This window comes from Streptomyces sp. NBC_01314 (assembly GCF_041435215.1).
In the GTDB taxonomy this organism is placed as follows: domain Bacteria; phylum Actinomycetota; class Actinomycetes; order Streptomycetales; family Streptomycetaceae; genus Streptomyces.
This window is the reverse complement of sequence record NZ_CP108394.1, coordinates 10,943,582-10,958,425: the sequence shown is the minus strand read 5'-3', so window position 1 is coordinate 10,958,425 and position 14,844 is coordinate 10,943,582. Positions and strand designations below refer to the sequence as shown.

The 14,844-nt window shown below is 67.6% G+C and carries 12 protein-coding genes; 10 read left to right on the top strand and 2 right to left on the bottom strand.

Annotated features, from left to right (window positions below; all coding sequences use genetic code 11):
* The first annotated feature begins 82 nt into the window (after nt 1-82).
* Together OG622_RS48355 and OG622_RS48350 are read left to right on the top strand one after the other, a co-directional pair.
* The gene (locus OG622_RS48355; protein WP_371583697.1) at nt 83-652 is read left to right on the top strand and encodes a dihydrofolate reductase family protein; all 570 of its coding nucleotides are present in this window, start codon (nt 83-85) and stop codon (nt 650-652) included.
* Between the two features lie 255 nt (nt 653-907).
* Nucleotides 908-1,666, top strand: a complete 759-nt coding sequence (locus tag OG622_RS48350) for a class I SAM-dependent methyltransferase (RefSeq protein ID WP_371583695.1) — start codon at nt 908-910, stop codon at nt 1,664-1,666.
* A gap of 797 nt (nt 1,667-2,463) precedes the next feature.
* Here OG622_RS48350 and OG622_RS48345 read toward each other — a convergent pair.
* Entirely contained in the window at nt 2,464-2,634 is a 171-nt protein-coding gene (locus OG622_RS48345; RefSeq protein WP_371583693.1) for a hypothetical protein, read from the bottom strand.
* Between the two features lie 364 nt (nt 2,635-2,998).
* Between OG622_RS48345 and OG622_RS48340 the strand changes: the two genes are divergently transcribed.
* From OG622_RS48340 to OG622_RS48320, 5 genes are all read left to right on the top strand, one after another.
* Nucleotides 2,999-4,147, top strand: a complete 1,149-nt coding sequence (locus tag OG622_RS48340) for an ISAs1 family transposase (protein WP_371583691.1) — start codon at nt 2,999-3,001, stop codon at nt 4,145-4,147.
* 83 nt (nt 4,148-4,230) lie between these two features.
* A complete protein-coding gene (locus OG622_RS48335) occupies nt 4,231-4,569 on the top strand; it encodes a hypothetical protein (protein WP_371583689.1) in 339 nt (112 codons plus the stop codon).
* A 281-nt stretch (nt 4,570-4,850) separates the two neighbouring features.
* Nucleotides 4,851-5,501 (top strand): uridine kinase, encoded by a 651-nt coding sequence (locus tag OG622_RS48330; RefSeq protein ID WP_371583687.1) that lies wholly within the window; start codon nt 4,851-4,853, stop codon nt 5,499-5,501.
* A 644-nt stretch (nt 5,502-6,145) separates the two neighbouring features.
* Nucleotides 6,146-6,685, top strand: coding sequence for an ATP-binding protein (locus OG622_RS48325; RefSeq protein WP_371583685.1), 540 nt, complete (start codon nt 6,146-6,148; stop codon nt 6,683-6,685).
* Between the two features lie 1,094 nt (nt 6,686-7,779).
* Nucleotides 7,780-10,803 carry an RICIN domain-containing protein gene (locus OG622_RS48320; RefSeq protein WP_371583684.1) on the top strand — a complete coding sequence of 1,008 codons (3,024 nt, stop codon included), beginning with the start codon at nt 7,780-7,782 and terminating at the stop codon, nt 10,801-10,803.
* A 385-nt stretch (nt 10,804-11,188) separates the two neighbouring features.
* Here OG622_RS48320 and OG622_RS48315 read toward each other — a convergent pair whose 3' ends face one another.
* Nucleotides 11,189-12,124, bottom strand: coding sequence for a helix-turn-helix transcriptional regulator (locus OG622_RS48315; protein ID WP_371583682.1), 936 nt, complete (start codon nt 12,122-12,124; stop codon nt 11,189-11,191).
* A gap of 226 nt (nt 12,125-12,350) precedes the next feature.
* Between OG622_RS48315 and OG622_RS48310 the strand changes: the two genes are divergently transcribed.
* From OG622_RS48310 to OG622_RS48300, 3 genes are read left to right on the top strand one after another with little or no spacing between them, the layout of a single operon-like run.
* Entirely contained in the window at nt 12,351-12,764 is a 414-nt protein-coding gene (locus OG622_RS48310; protein WP_371584448.1) for a cupin domain-containing protein, read from the top strand.
* A 24-nt stretch (nt 12,765-12,788) separates the two neighbouring features.
* A complete protein-coding gene (locus OG622_RS48305) occupies nt 12,789-13,754 on the top strand; it encodes an aldo/keto reductase (protein ID WP_371583680.1) in 966 nt (321 codons plus the stop codon).
* Between the two features lie 30 nt (nt 13,755-13,784).
* Nucleotides 13,785-14,819, top strand: coding sequence for a zinc-binding dehydrogenase (locus OG622_RS48300; protein ID WP_371583678.1), 1,035 nt, complete (start codon nt 13,785-13,787; stop codon nt 14,817-14,819).
* The last annotated feature ends 25 nt before the right edge of the window (nt 14,820-14,844 follow it).

Sequence of the window (14,844 nt, the reverse complement as noted above, 5' to 3'; positions counted from 1 at the left end):
GCGCCGATGAGAAATGGCGCCGACAGTCGTCTGAGTACGGTCCGGTGAAAACGCGCTGCGCGCATCAAGGGAGAGCAACGAGATGAGACCACTTCGATACTCGATCAACGTCACGCTCGACGGCTGCTGCCATCACGAGGCAGGGCTCCCCCCGGACGAGGAGTCGATGCGCTACTGGACCGCTGAGATGGAGCGAGCCGATGCCCTGCTATTCGGCCGGGTGACCTACGAGATGATGGAGTCGGCGTGGCGGAAGCCAGCCACGGACACGTGGCCTGACTGGATGGATGAGTGGCAGATCCCGTTCGCCGAGACCATCGACCGGGCGAAGAAGTACGTCGTGTCGAGCACGCTGAGCGGGGTCGATTGGAATGCCGACCTGGTGCGAGGCGACTTGGGGCAAGCGGTTCAGCGGCTCAAGCAGGAGTCAGGCGAGGGCCTGTGGGTGGGTGGCGTGACGCTCCCCCTGGCGCTGGCAGATCTGGGACTGATCGACGAGTACGAGTTCCTTGTTCAGCCGGTCCTTGCCGGACACGGGCCGACGTTGCTCGCCGGTCTGCGCGAGCGCATCCAGCTCGAGCCCGTGGACCGCCATGAGTTCCGGTCGGGGGCAGTAGCCCAGCGATACCGGCCCACGCGAGTTACGGCTTGACGTGATTTATCCTGGCACGTTGGCCGCTCCGTCGCGACGGAACGACGGCTCGGGGTCGCGCTGGCCGTGCAGGCCGTGCCCCTGAACGCGCGGACATATCGACGGGGGACATCGCCCCGAGGTGCCGGTAGCGGACAGGGCAAACGTTGTCTGACGTGGCACTGGCCACCAGCGCCAGAGGAATCGCACGCGCTGGACGCCGATCCTGCTGTGAACCGCTGGCAACTCCGTCCTCTGCCCGCAAAGATCGCGGGCATGGCATCCCACGCGAACCGAGCCCGCGCCCTGTCCTTCGACACCGTTGCCACGCAGTACGCTGCCACCCGCCCTGGCTATCCGCCGGCTCTTTTCGACGCCGTGGAGGAACTCGCCAGCCGAGCGCTGGTCGGCGCCGACGTGCTGGACTGCGGAGCCGGCACCGGTATCGCTACCCGGTTGCTACGCGAGCGCGGCGCCCGCGTCGTCGCCCTGGAGCCTGGCGCCGGTATGGCCGCAGAACTGCGCCGAGCCGAGCCGGAGGTCCCGCTGGTGCGGGGCGAGGGGAACCGTCTGCCCTTCGCCGCCAGCAGCTTCGACGTGATCACCTACGCCCAGGCCTGGCACTGGACCGACCCGGTCCTTTCCGTCCCCGAAGCGCTGCGCGTGCTGCGCCCGCACGGCGTGCTGGCCCTGTGGTGGAACCAGGCCGACGTCCGCGTCGGGTGGGTCGCGGAGGAGGAGGATCGGCTCGCGCCCTTCACCCGCGGCTTCCCGACGACTGTGGCCGAGCTGTTCGCCCCGTTTCCGGTCCGGGTGGCTACGCGCGAGATCACGTGGTCGCGCCGGCTCACCGTCGAGGAGCACATCCGCAATCTCGGCACGCACTCGCATTTCGTGGTCATGGACCCCGTCGAGCGGGCCGAACTCCTCGGCGCGAACCGCACTGAGCTGGCACGGCTCTTCCCCGACGGCGAGCTCGACGAGCCGTACCGGTGCGGCCTGACCGTCGTACGATCAGCCACCACTCAGGCCTGATCAGAGCCGGGAATGCAAACAGGCACTGCCCCAGCACGGTCAACCCGCCGCAGCAGGACCGCCAGGTGGAGTCATATCTCACCTACAAAATCGGGTCCCCCAGGCATCGGGCGGAGTCAGAACTGACCTACAAGTGGAGTCAACCGTCACCTACGAAGCCACCAACTGCTCCCCCAACAGAGAGGTGCCTGTTTGGGGCCCTGTCGTGGGGTGAAGGCGGCTCCTCAGGTACCAGGGCTCAGACTGTTTCCCGTACCGGAGCTCAGACTGTTTCCCGTACCGGAGCTCAGACGGTTCCCGTACCGGATCTGCGACGGTTCTCGCGACGCCGGGGCCACCCCTCGCGGAGCGGCATGATGCGCGGCTTCGCCCGCGACAGCGGTCTGATGACGCCACAACCACAGGGACGTCACGGACAACAGCCCCGCAAAGACCACGAGTAAGAGCACGGACACCCACATCGTCCGGCTCCCGGGGTGCTCCCAACCCTCCCAAGCAGCCAATACCGCCCACAGAAAAGCAGCCGCCGCGTAGAAGACTCGGATCCTGCGCAGTTGCCGCACGGCCCGCAAGGGCATGGAGTGATCATTTTTCGGTGCCATGCCAGCCCGTGTACCCCCAAGCCGCCCCGATTCACCGGGCCTGCACCCAGAAGATCGGCCGGAGCGTCTCATGCCTGTCCGTTCGCACCCTTTCCGGAATCAGCAGGGGCCCCGAAGACGCACGCAACATCGTGCGGGCAACAGAGTGGGGTGAGACGCCGTCATAGCCTCACCCCACCTTTGGTTCCCGCTCTGTCAGCGTCTGCGGCCAGACCAGCCACTACCGATCCCCGCGACGTGCAGGGCCAGCAGCATCAGGCCGAGGAGCATGACGTTCGACGAAGAGAAGACATCATTCGTCGTGATCTCAGTTGCGTTGATCAGGAACGCGATGAAGAACAGTACTGCTGCGGCTATACCAAGCATGGATCGGTCCTCTCGAAAGGCTGAGATCCGTATGCCCCCGTATTTCCCGGGCAGACCTCTGACCGTCGGAGCCGAGCCACTGTCACCTACTGTCCGTGCCCCTTGTCCTGGTGGAACTCGCCAGATTCTGACAGTTCGCAGTGCGGCCGCGACCTGCGGCTGCGTAACTGCGTTTCTTTTTCAGCGCGGCCGCTGAGGAAGGCATGGATCGGGTGGGTGCCCAGGGCTGATTCAAAGTCTTGGGGGTCATGGAAACGTGCAGGTCGCGGAGGTGTGACGATCCGGCGGAAGTCCGTCACGAACACAACGAAGCTCCGGTTGACGGGGTGACCTTCCCAAGTCGCCCTGCCCGTCCGGAGCTTCGATGTGCCGCCAGTCTGCCACTGTCTGCCTGACCAAGTCGCCCACCGCCGCCCAGCGAGGCGTGAAGGGTGTCGCCGAACGACTGGCCGTTCTTCGCGATCCGCGAGATCGGCGGGGACGACGCCATTCGCTGGCATCGGTCCTGCTCACCGCCTGCTGCGCGGTGCTGGCCGGGGCTCGCTCCTATCTGGCCGTGGGCCAGTGGGCCCGCCACGCGCCCCTGGACGCACTGGCCCGCCTCGGCGTGCGCGCCACCGGCCCACTGGGCGTGCGCCGCGCACCGTCCAGCTCAACCATCCGCCGTCTGCTGACTCTCGTATGTCCCGGCGGGCTTGCCGACCTACTCGGATGCGACCCCACGGGCAGCCGGCACCTGGCCATGGACGGCAAGACCGCCCGCGGCTCGCGCACGGACACCGGCCCGGCCGCCCACCTGCTCTCCGCCGTCCTGGAAGGCGGACGCACCGTCAGCCAGCTGCGGGTGCCGGACAAGACCACCGAGGTCACCGGCTTCACGAAGCTGCTGTCCCCGTTCGACCTGACCGGTGTCGTGGTGACCGCCGACGCCCTGCACACCCACCGTGACCACGCCAGGTGGCTGGTCGAAGCGAAGAGGGCGCACTACCTGCTCGTGGTCAAGCGGAACCAGCCGACGCTGCACAACGCGTTGCGTTCGCTGCCGTGGAAGGAGGTGACCGCCCGCCGCTACGACCGCGAGGCGGGGCACGGGCGACGTGAGACCCGCTCGGTGCGCACCCTCACCGTCACCAGTCTCGGGCTGGACTTCCCGCACGTGGCGCAGGCCGCGAAGATCCACCGGCATCGCACCGACCTCAAAACCGGCAAGATCACCCGTGAGACCGTCTACGCCATCACCGACCTGACGGCGCGTGCGGCATCTCCCCAGGCCATCGGCCAACTCGCCCGCGCGCAATGGGGCATCGAGGCCGTGCACCACGTAAGAGACACCACGTTCGGCGAGGACGCCTCGAAGATCCGCACCGGCCACGGACCGGAGAACATGGCCACCCTGCGCAGCTTCGCGATCAGCACCCTACGCACCGCTGGGCACCACAGCATCGCCGCCGGCCTGCGCGAGCTCTCCTACACGCCCTTCACCCGCCCACTGGACCTGATCGGACTGCCTTGACCAGCAACACCACATGATCACCAGGACTTTGAATCAGCCCTGGGTGGGTGCCCGGCCGGAACATCAGCCGAATGAGCCGGTCCGTGAATGCCTCCAGAACCGCCGCGATGATCTCCCGCATCCGCTCCGCGGTCGGGTCCGCGGACCGTGCGGCGATCGCGGCCACACACACGACCGCCGGCCCCGCCCGCTGCCTCAACGCCAAAATCAACGCGCTCTCGTCGCGGGCACAGTTGTACAGCGTGTTGCGCGCGAGCCCGGTCTGGCCGCGCCAACTCAAGCACGCCCACGACCTGGTCCGCTGGTTCACCGACATGCTCGCCAAGCGCGATGCCAGTGCCCTGCCTGGCTCGACCGGCTCTCCTACAGCGGACTGCCACCCCTGCCAGTCACCGACGTCAGGCTCCAGAAGCGCCCAATGACAGGACGCACCGGCGTCGTGCTTCTCCGCCTCCGCGTCGTCCTGATCGCGCCCACCTCCTCCGCCGCCGATATGCCGACCGGCCGCCCTCAGCACCCAGATGATCTCCGGCTACGACAAGCCGCCAGAGCCACCCACACCAGCGAGAGGACAGGACGGTCATTGCGAGACGCGGGGCTGCACCGACGTGGCCCCCTGACCGTGACATCGATAGGGTCAGGCGACCGGCAAGCCGTCCGGGCAAGCCGGATCCGCCTCCTCACCTGCGGAGACAAGTTGTCGATGCACCTACGTCCAGGCGAGACCGGGGCAGTTGGCTGGCGGGTGGTGACGATGCTCGACGCCATCCGGCAGCTGCGCGATGCATCACCCGATGTCACGGGACGTCCGCGGGTGATCGCGATCGACGGCCGGGGCGGTGCCGGCAAGACGACCCTGGCCGAGAGGTTTCACAAGGTGGTGCCGAACTCCGCCATCGTGCACACCGATGACATCGCCTGGAACCATGCCTACTTCGACTGGGGCGCCGTACTCGTCGAGAACATCCTGCAACCCCTGCACCGGGGTGAGGCGGTGGACTTCCGCCCTGACGCCTGGATCAAGCACAACCGGCCCGGATCGATCACCGTCCCCGCCGGTGCCGACTTCATCTGGGTCGAGGGCACCGGCATCATCCGCGAAGAGCTCGCCCCGTGGTTGGACGCCTCGGTGTGGATGCAGGGTGATCTCGATGAGCAAGAACGCTTGTTGGTCGTCCGCGACGGTGACTCCCCCGAGCAGCTGGAACACGTGGCAAACTGGCTGCTGGAGGAACTGCCGTTCCTGTTGCGAGAACAACCGTGGGCCCGAGCCACCATGATCGCCGCCGGTCCTCCGCAGACCGACCACGACCCCGACACCGAGTTGGTCGTCGCCCCGCCGACCACCCCCTAGATCGACCGACCCACCCGCAGGACGGGGGCGAGGCGCCGCCGCTGCTTCGGCCCGGCACCGACTCCTACCGCCTCGCCAGCCACTGAACCCGAGTCGAGAATCCCGCCGCCAGACCCGCTGAGCGAGAGATCTTGATCTATCTGATCGCGCAGTCGATCCTGCTCGGACTGATCACCACGACCACAACCATCCGTGATTGGAACCGCGTTCACGGAATCCCGCAGCGGGGCCCGGGCCTGGCTCGCTGCACAGCACGAAGAGGTCGTCCCGACTCCGCGAGTTCGCCACCGGGACAACCCGACTGGAGCCGTTACCCGCACCGCGAACCACCTCCATCGACACATGCAGTTGGTGCAGCAGGACTCCTGAACCATTCGTCTCGGCACCCGGTAGCTCGGCAGTGGTTGCCGAGACTCTGGACCACAGGATGTAATGGCACCAAGAAGGACGTTGAGCAATTCGGCTGTGGTTGCCTTGTTCAACGCCTCGGGCATCAGAGCGTCTCCGGCACATCAGCCGTTCGAGGGATCCGTCTGTGTCCTTCATTCCTCATCTTCAGGGCTCCACTGTCCCGTTGTCTGTGGCCGGAGACGCTGTGGCATGGCCCATCGATCTGTCCCACATACAGGAAGGGTTCTCGGAGTATGCGACGGTACGTTCTCACCGGCACGCCGGGCGCGGGCAAGACATCAATCCTGCGGGGTTTGGACGAGATTGGCTTCGCCGTTGTCGAGGAGGCGGCGACGGCGGTCATCGCACAAGCGCAGGCTCGGGGCGAGGACCAGCCGTGGACACGAGCGTCCTTCATCGACGAGGTCGTCACTGCTCAGCGACAACGACAGTTGGACGCCACCGGACTTGTACAGGTGTTCGACCGGTCACCGGTCTGCACACATGCCCTCACCACCTATCTGGGGTGGCCGATGTCCCCAGCGCTGGCGGCGGAGCTCGAACGGATCGCCTCGGAAGGAGTTTACGAACGGCAGGTGTTCTTCGTCCGCAATCTGGGATTCTGCGAACCGACCGCGGCCCGGCGGATCAACTTCCAGGAATCCCTCGCTTTCGAAAAGATCCACGAAGAGAGTTACCGCGCGTTCGGCTACGAGCTCATCGACATCCCTGCGGGCGACCTGGCCCACCGCGTCGCCGTGGTCAACTCAATGATCTCGCGGCCCCCCTCATGAGCGCTGCCTGCCGTGCTGCACGCACCGAAACGGTTCAGACTGCCATCGCGAGCAGTCCCGGTCTCGTCCGTCAGCGAACGCACAACCCGCCTCCTTCGTCTCCGTGCGGGCGGCGGAGGTCGTGCTCCCTGACTCCCTGATCCCCACGGGCAGGGTCGCCGCGCTGCACGGGGCATGGGACACGAGCCCTGCGCCCCGCCTCTAGGCGGGGGAGGATGTCAAGTGGAGCAACGGTAGCCGCCGTTGCCGCCGCGCCGCGGGGGCGCCGGGGAGCGGCCTGCCTGCTGGGCCGTGGAGGAACTGCCCAGCGGCGGGGTCGTGCGCCTTCCCCTCCGTGGGCTGCTACAGCGCCACCAACTTCGCTGTCGAGCGCTTGGCCGAAGCCCTGTGACAGGAGATCGAACCTCTCGGCCTGCGCGTCCTCCTCGTCGAGCCGGACCCCTTCCGCACTGACTGGGCAGGCCGCTCGGCAACCGAGACCCTGCCGGGCCACGAGATCGCCCACTACGCCCCCCACCGCTGGCGCACAGCAGGCCGACCTCCGCGCGGGCACCGGCGAGGAAACGGGCGACCCCGCCCGCGCCGCCGCCACCGCCATCACCGCAGTCGGCGGGCGCGTTGCCATGCGGCCGCGCGGAAGAGGGAAGCGAAAACAGGCTGGGCGTCTGATCTGATCCGGCCCCTGTGCCGGGCACTGCCAGCCCCCGATCCTGACTATCCACGCACAAGGAGACCCGCCCCTGGCCGATCTGGCCGATCTGTTCGGGCTGTTCGGGCTGTTCGGGCTGTGACGCGGGAAAAGACCTGGATCGGGCTCTCAGTACGGACGATCTCGTTGAAAACGTGGGGGAGCAACGCCAGGTCGGCCGGCAGCGCTCACGCAGACGGTGACGTCCGCACGTCTGACGAGGTCCGGTGGCGATCGACCCGAGCCGCTGCGGTCACGGGACCTGCTCACAGCGTTTTCGATCACTGTCGTCCAACCTCTTGACTTCTCTTTCAGCCTGTCATTACCGTCTCGCAGAATTTCGAACAACGTTCGGAATTTCGAACATTTCGAACCACCGCATGAGTGCCCAATGGAGGACACCTCTATGCGTCACCCCCTCAGACGTAGCAGCCGCGCACTGTCCGCCCTGTGCGGCTCGGTGTTGTCCATCAGCCTGCTGTCCGCCGGCCCGGGCGCGGCCCCCGCCCAGGCCGCCGACGATCCCAACGCCGTCGCACTGGACAAGGACGCGATCCTCGCCGCCAACCAGCTCGACGAGCGCAAGTGGTACAAGGACAACATCCCCTTCCTCGACACCCCCGACAACGACATCGACGAGGTCTACTACTACCGGTGGAGCACCTTCAAGCGTGCGCTCCGCTACACGGTGCCGGGCACCGGATACGTGTCGACCGAGTACGACGTGCCGATCGGCTACGCCGGGAACCCGTACACCGCGCTGCCTGACGCGACCGGTTATCACCTGCTGGACGGGCGCTGGCTGCACAACCGCGACTACGCGGGTGACTACCTGGACTTCTGGCTGCGCGGGGCGGGCAACTCGGGCGCGCGGAACTTCAGCGAGTGGATCACGAGCGCCGCGTACCAGCGCTATCTCGTCACCGGCGACGCCGCGCAGATCAAGTCCGCGCTCCCCCACCTGATCGCCCTCTACAAGCGGTGGGACTCGAACTTCGACACCGACGTCACGGTGAACGGCACACAGTCGTCCAGCGACCTGTTCCACCAGACCCCGCTGTCCGACGCCACGGAGTACACCGAGACGTCGATGAAGAGCAGCAACTGGTTCAGCGGCGGCCGCGGTTACCGGCCGACCATCAACGCGTACATGTTCAGCGCGGCCCAGGCGATCAGCAAGATCTCCACGCTGAACGGCGACACGGCCACCGCGAACGAGTACGACGCCAAGGCCGCGCAGCTGAAGGCCGCCGTGCAGAACTCACTGTGGGATCCGCAGCGCGAGTTCTTCATGCAGGTCTACAACACGGACAACACCAACGGCACGCTGAAGCAGACCCGGACGACCTGGCGCGAGGCGATGGGCTACGCCCCCTGGGCGTTCAACCTGCCCGACGCGCAGTACTCGTCGGCGTGGAAGTACCTGACCGACTCCAAGCGGTTCAAGGCGCCGTTCGGGCCCACCACGCTGGAGCGAGTGCACGACTTCGAGGCCGAGCAGGCCACCATCGTCCACGCCAACACCCAGAACTCCTCGACGGCCTCCAACGGCAAGTACGTCGGGCAGATCGACTTCGACGACAGCGCGGTCACCTTCACCGTGGACGCGCCGGGCAACGGCACGTACCCGGTGACGGTCCACTATGCCAACGCCACCGCCGGCACATCGACCCACAAGGTCGTCGTGAACGGGGACACCGCCAACCCGATCACCGTCAGCTATGCCCCCGGGGGCAGTTGGGGCCAGTTCTCGGAGACGAAGTCCGTGACCGTGCAGGTTCCCATGAAGACGGGCGCCAACACGCTGAAGTTCACCAAGGGCACCGGCTTCGCCGAGATCGACCGGATCACGGCGAACCCGTACTTCAACTACGAGGCGATACCCGCCCAGCAGAAGCGCGACGACGCCAACTGCTGCCACTGGAACGGCCCGAGCTGGCCGTACCAGACCAGCCAGATCCTGACCGGCCTCGCCAACCTGCTCCAGGACTACCCCTCGCAGAACTTCGTCACCAAGGCCGACTACCAGACGATGCTGGCCCAGTTCGCCGACCTCCAGCACAAGGACGGCAAGCCCTACATCGCCGAGGCCGCCAACGGTGACACCGGCGACTGGATCTACGACGGGTTCAACTTCAGCGAGAACTACAACCACTCCAGCTTCAACGACCTGGTCCTCACCGGTCTGCTGGGCATCAAGCCTCAGGCGGACAACACGCTGGTCCTGAAGCCCCTGATCCCGTCGGGCTGGGACTACTTCGCGGTGGAGAACGTGCCCTACCACGGGCACACCCTCTCGATCCGCTGGGACCGGGACGGCTCGCACTACGGCAAGGGCAGCGGCCTGCAGATCTTCCAGGACGGCCAGCGCATCCATCAGTCCTCGACCGTCGGCAACACCACCGTCAACGTGGCCGCCCCCATCACCCCGGCACAGCCCGCGCGGATGATGAACGTCGCGGCCAACCCGCTCACCGCCGAGCAGGACTGGCTGGGCCGCACCATCACCCAGCCCTACCCCAAGGCCTTCGCCTCCTACACCAACACCGTCTCCAACGGCCCGCACTGCCACAGCGGCCAGACCTGCAAGCCCACCACCTTCGACGCCCCGCTGCGGGCGACGGACGGCTGGATCCGCTACGACAAGATCCCCGACGACCGGTGGACCAACTCCGGCTCACCGAACGCCACCGACCACCTCGGCGTCGACTTCGGAGCGCCGCGCAAGATCAACGAGGTGAAGTTCTACACGTACGACGACGGTGCGAACATCCGCGTCCCGGCGAGCTACACCGTCCAGTATCTCAAGGACGGCGCGTGGGTGAACGTCCCGAGCCAGACGAAGAGCCCCGCCGCACCGGCCGCCAACAACGCCAACGAGGTGACCTTCCCGACGATCACTACCTCCCAGTTCCGAGTCGTGTTCACCCCGCAGGCGGGCAAGTTCGTCGGCGTCACCGAGCTGGAGTCCTGGTACCCGGAGACACCACGGGTGAAGATCACCAACAAGAACAGCAGCCTGGAGCTGGGTGTCTCCGGCTCCTCGATCGCGCCCGGAGGCGCCGTACAGCAACAGACCGGGAACAACACCGACAACCACTGGTGGAAGATCGTCCCGGCCGAGAACGGCTACTACAAGATCTTCAACACCAACAGCGGGCAGGTGCTCGGCATCAAGGACGCCTCCAAGACCGCCGGTGCGACAGCGCTGCAGTGGGGCGACACACTCACCGCTGACCACCTGTGGTCGGTGGTGGACGCCGGCGGCGGTTACGCCAAGCTCGTCAACAAGAACAGCGGCATGGTCCTGGGCATCGACCAGATGTCCAAGTCGTCCGGAGCGCAGGCCCTTCAATGGGACGACAGCGGCACCGCCGACCATCTGTGGAGCATCGTCACGGAGGACGGTTCCACACCGTTCACTTCGTAGCCGAAGGTCAGCCGTGGCCCCCAAGGGGCCGCGGCTGCCCCCACCCCCACCCCACGAGTATCGGCGGGTGGGGGGCCGTGCCACAGCCCGAAGCACCACTCCCCCGTACAGCCCGACTGAACCCGCCGATCGAACGCGGCCGACTTGGCCGAGCCCGACGAGTTGCTCACTCCTCTGGGCGGAAGCCCCCGGCGCCTCGCCGAAGGCTGCAAGGGCGCCGTCGGACCATTCCGGTCTCGGGCGGTACGGCGACTCGCCGGCTGGCCGACTGGCCGACGCCTCCCTCGCGCCGCCGGAGTCCCCGCTGCCATTGGGCGCGAACGAGCTCAGGGGAGCCGACGGCAACAGGACCGCTCGCGTTCGGGGCTGAAGGCCGCCGGGACGGTCAGGACAGGGGGGAGGTGGGATCGGCGTCCGCGGGCGCCGACCGGTCGTCGCGTGGCGGCGTCCTCTTCGCGGGCTTCTCCTGCCCGAGCAGGTCGAGCAGCACCATCGCGTCGTGATCGGCGGTGCCGGGCTCGGCGTAGTACGTCACCATGCGGTGGCCGGAGGTACCTTCCAGTTCCATGGACTGGTAGCCGAGGGTGAGGTCGCCGACCTCGGGGTGATGGAAGGTCTTACGGCCGTAGGAGTGGCCCTTGACGTCGTATCGTTCCCACAGGCGGGCGAACTCCGGGCTCTTGAGGAGGAGTTCACCGGCGAGCCGGGTGAGGTCGGGGGCGTCGGGATCGGTGCCGGCCAGGGCTCGAAGCCGCGCTACGCAGCCGCGGACCTGGGTGTTCCAGTCGTGGAACAGGTCACGCGAGGCGGGGTGGAGGAAGAGGTAACAGGCGATGTTGCGCTCCCTGGCCGGCCAGTCCTCGATACCGGGGAGGAGTCGCATTCCCCCTGGGTTGGCGGCGAGCAGGTCGTTGGTGCGGCTGACGACGTGCGCGGGCTGGGGGCGCAGGCTCTCCAGGAGCAGCTTCACGCCGGGCCGGACCGTGCGGCTTGGCACGGTGGGCGGCTCGGGCGCCCGGCGGGCTGCGCGGGCGGCCAGACTGCGCAGGTGCTCGTGCTCGTCGTCCTCCAGCAGGAGGGCTCGGGCGAGGGAATCGATCACGGACGCGCTGGGCCGGGTCTCCTTGCCGCGCTCCAGACGGACGTAGTAGTCGATGCTGATCCCGGCCAGGGTGGCCAGTTCCTCTCGGCGCAGCCCGGGGGTACGGCGCAGGCCGGAACCGGCCGTCAGACCGGCTTCCTCCGGGGTCACCCGGGCCCGGCGGGCGCGCAGGAAGCGGCCCAGCTCGGTGCCGCCGCCGTTCTGCTGCTCGCTGTTCATGTCTTCCAGTCTGCGGGCCGCGCGGCATCTGCGGCATATGTGTGGGGGGGCCCTGTCACACCCCGGAACGCCACTCCCCGGCACAGCCCGCCCTGTCACGCGGCGGGCGATGGGGGAAGGGTCGATGTCAGATGTCATTGGAGATTTCCGTTCGGCGACGACCGGGAGCGTCCGGCCCTCGGCAAGGAACGAGTGGGCCGGAGCAGGACAGCAAGGGAGCCCAGTGTTGGAATTCCTGAAGAAGCAGCCCACCGTCAAGGCGCCCGCCGACTGGTTCACCGGCGACGTCTGGTTCGACGTGATCCACGCCGGCGAGGAGCCCTCGCGGATGCGCGCCAACTTGGTGCGTTTCTCGCCCTGCGCGCGCACCGACTGGCACTCGCACGTCCTGGGCCAGACCCTGCACATCGTCTCCGGCATCGCCCTGATCGGCACGCGCGACGGCACGGTCGTCGAGGCTCACGCTGGCGACACGGTCCACACGCCGCCGGGCGAGGAGCACTGGCACGGTGCGACCTCCGACCACTTCATGACCCACCTCGCGATGTGGGAGGGCGCGGGCGACGGCAGCCCGGAGACAACCTGGCTGGAGAAGGTCGGCGACGCCGAATACAACGCGCCGCGCAGCAGCACCCGCTGAACGGCGAACCCGAAGGAAGGGCATATGCGCACCACCACTCTCGGCCCCGACGGCCCCGAGGTCGGCGTCATCGGTCTGGGCTGCATGGGCATGAGCTTCAGCTACGACCAGGGCGCCCCGCGCGACGAGGCCGAGCTGATCTCCGTTGTCCACCAGGCCTTGGACCTGGGGATGACCTTGCTCGACACCTCCGATGTGTACGGCCCGTTCACCAACGAGGAACTCCTCGGCCGGGCGCTGAAGAGCCGTCGTGGCCAGGCGGTGCTGGCCACCAAGGTCGGTGCTCTCACCCGCGACGCCCAGGGCAACCCCGTGATGGGCCTCAACAACCGCCCGGAGCACATCCGTCGCTCGATCGACGAGAGCCTCGGGCGGCTCGGCACCGATCACGTCGACCTCTATTACCTGCACCGCACCGACCCGGAGGTGCCGATCGAGGAAAGCGTGGGCGCCCTGGCCGAGACCGTCGCGGCGGGCAAGGCCCGCGCCATCGGCCTGTCCGAGGTGAGTGTCGAGCAGATCAAGCGGGCCCAGTCCGTCCACCCGATCACTGCGGTGCAGTCCGAGCTGTCGCTGTGGACACGGGACTGGATGACCGAGGTCCTGCCGTACTGCCAGGAACAGGACATCGCGTTCGTGCCGTGCTCGCCCCTCGGCAAGGGCTTCCTCACGGGCCGGTTCTCGTCCCACGACGACCTGCCCGAGGACGACTTCCGACGCGGCCTGGCCCGTTTCCAGGAGGAGGCGCTGAGCACCAACCTGGCCATCGCCGAGCGGGTGCGGGAGATCGCCGAGCGACTGGGGGCGACTCCGGCACAGGTGGCGCCGGCATGGGTGCTGGCACAGGGTGAGTACGTCGTGCCCATCCCCGGGACCAAGACGCCGAAGTACCTGGCGGACAACGCCGGGGCGGCGGATGTCGAGCTGAGTACCGCGGACCTCGCAGAACTCGACGCGCTTCCCGTGCCTACGGGAGGGCGCTACTTCTGATCAGCACCATCGCCCATCGGGAGAAGGCCCATGCGAGCAACAGTGATGTACGGCGCCGGAGATGTCCGCGTCGAGAACGTACCCGACCCCAAGATCCAGAACCCCACCGACGCCGTCGTACGCGTAGTGCGTTCCTGCGTCTGCGGCAGCGACCTGTGGCCGTACGGTTCGATGCCCGCCTCCGCGGAGGGCCGGCGCATGGGCCACGAGTTCCTCGGCGTGGTCGAGGACGTCGGCTCGGAGGTGGCCGGGCTGAATTCCGGCGACCTGGTGGTCGCACCCTTCGTCTGGTCGGACAACACCTGCGACTTCTGTACTGAGGGGCTGCACACCTCCTGCCGGCACGGCGGCCAGTGGGGCCCGAACGGGGTGGACGGAGGCCAGGGCGAAGCCGTCCGGGTCCCGCAAGCTCAGGGCACGCTGGTGAAGCTGCCGGTGGCCGAGGACTCGGCTCTGCTGCCGTCCCTGCTGGCCCTGTCCGACGTGTACTGCACCGGCCACCACGGCGTCGTGACCTCCCGGGTCGCCCCCGGCAAGTCCGTCACCGTGATCGGCGACGGCGCGGTCGGGCTGTGCGCGGTGCTGGCCGCCAAGCAGCTCGGCGCCGAGCGGATCATCCTCATGGGGCGTCACGCGGACCGCACGGACCTGGGCCGCGGCTTCGGCGCCACCGACGTCGTACCCGAACGCGGGGAGGAAGGCATCGAGCGGGTGCGGGAGTTGACCGGTGGCGACGGTACGCATGCGGTGGTGGAGGCCGTCGGCGCCACACAGTCGATGGACACGGCCCTGAACATCGTCCGCCATGGTGGTGTAATCAGCCGACTCGGTGTCGCCCAGTACACCGAGATCCCGCTCGGCTTCGAGTCGATGATGGGCAACATCACGGTCACCGGCGGAGCGGCCCCGGCTCGCGCCTACATCGAGGAACTGCTGCCCGACATCCTCGGCGGCACGGTCGACCCCGGCCGGGTCTTCGATCACACCGTCGGCTTCGACGGCGTACCGGATGCCTACCGGGCCATGGCCGACCGGACCGCCCTGAAGGTCCTGATCCGGCCCTGACCCCGACGAGAGCCCGCCCCGGCCG

Excerpts from the sequence above, each read along its gene's own strand:
- OG622_RS48355 (WP_371583697.1), top strand. The coding sequence starts at position 83 with ATGAGACCACTTCGATACTCGATCAACGTCACGCTCGACGGCTGCTGC.
- OG622_RS48350 (WP_371583695.1), top strand. The coding sequence starts at position 908 with ATGGCATCCCACGCGAACCGAGCCCGCGCCCTGTCCTTCGACACCGTT.
- OG622_RS48345 (WP_371583693.1), bottom strand. The coding sequence starts at position 2,634 with ATGCTTGGTATAGCCGCAGCAGTACTGTTCTTCATCGCGTTCCTGATC.
- OG622_RS48340 (WP_371583691.1), top strand. The coding sequence starts at position 2,999 with ATGTGCCGCCAGTCTGCCACTGTCTGCCTGACCAAGTCGCCCACCGCC.
- OG622_RS48330 (WP_371583687.1), top strand. The coding sequence starts at position 4,851 with ATGCACCTACGTCCAGGCGAGACCGGGGCAGTTGGCTGGCGGGTGGTG.
- OG622_RS48325 (WP_371583685.1), top strand. The coding sequence starts at position 6,146 with ATGCGACGGTACGTTCTCACCGGCACGCCGGGCGCGGGCAAGACATCA.
- OG622_RS48320 (WP_371583684.1), top strand. The coding sequence starts at position 7,780 with ATGCGTCACCCCCTCAGACGTAGCAGCCGCGCACTGTCCGCCCTGTGC.
- OG622_RS48315 (WP_371583682.1), bottom strand. The coding sequence starts at position 12,124 with ATGAACAGCGAGCAGCAGAACGGCGGCGGCACCGAGCTGGGCCGCTTC.
- OG622_RS48305 (WP_371583680.1), top strand. The coding sequence starts at position 12,789 with ATGCGCACCACCACTCTCGGCCCCGACGGCCCCGAGGTCGGCGTCATC.
- OG622_RS48300 (WP_371583678.1), top strand. The coding sequence starts at position 13,785 with ATGCGAGCAACAGTGATGTACGGCGCCGGAGATGTCCGCGTCGAGAAC.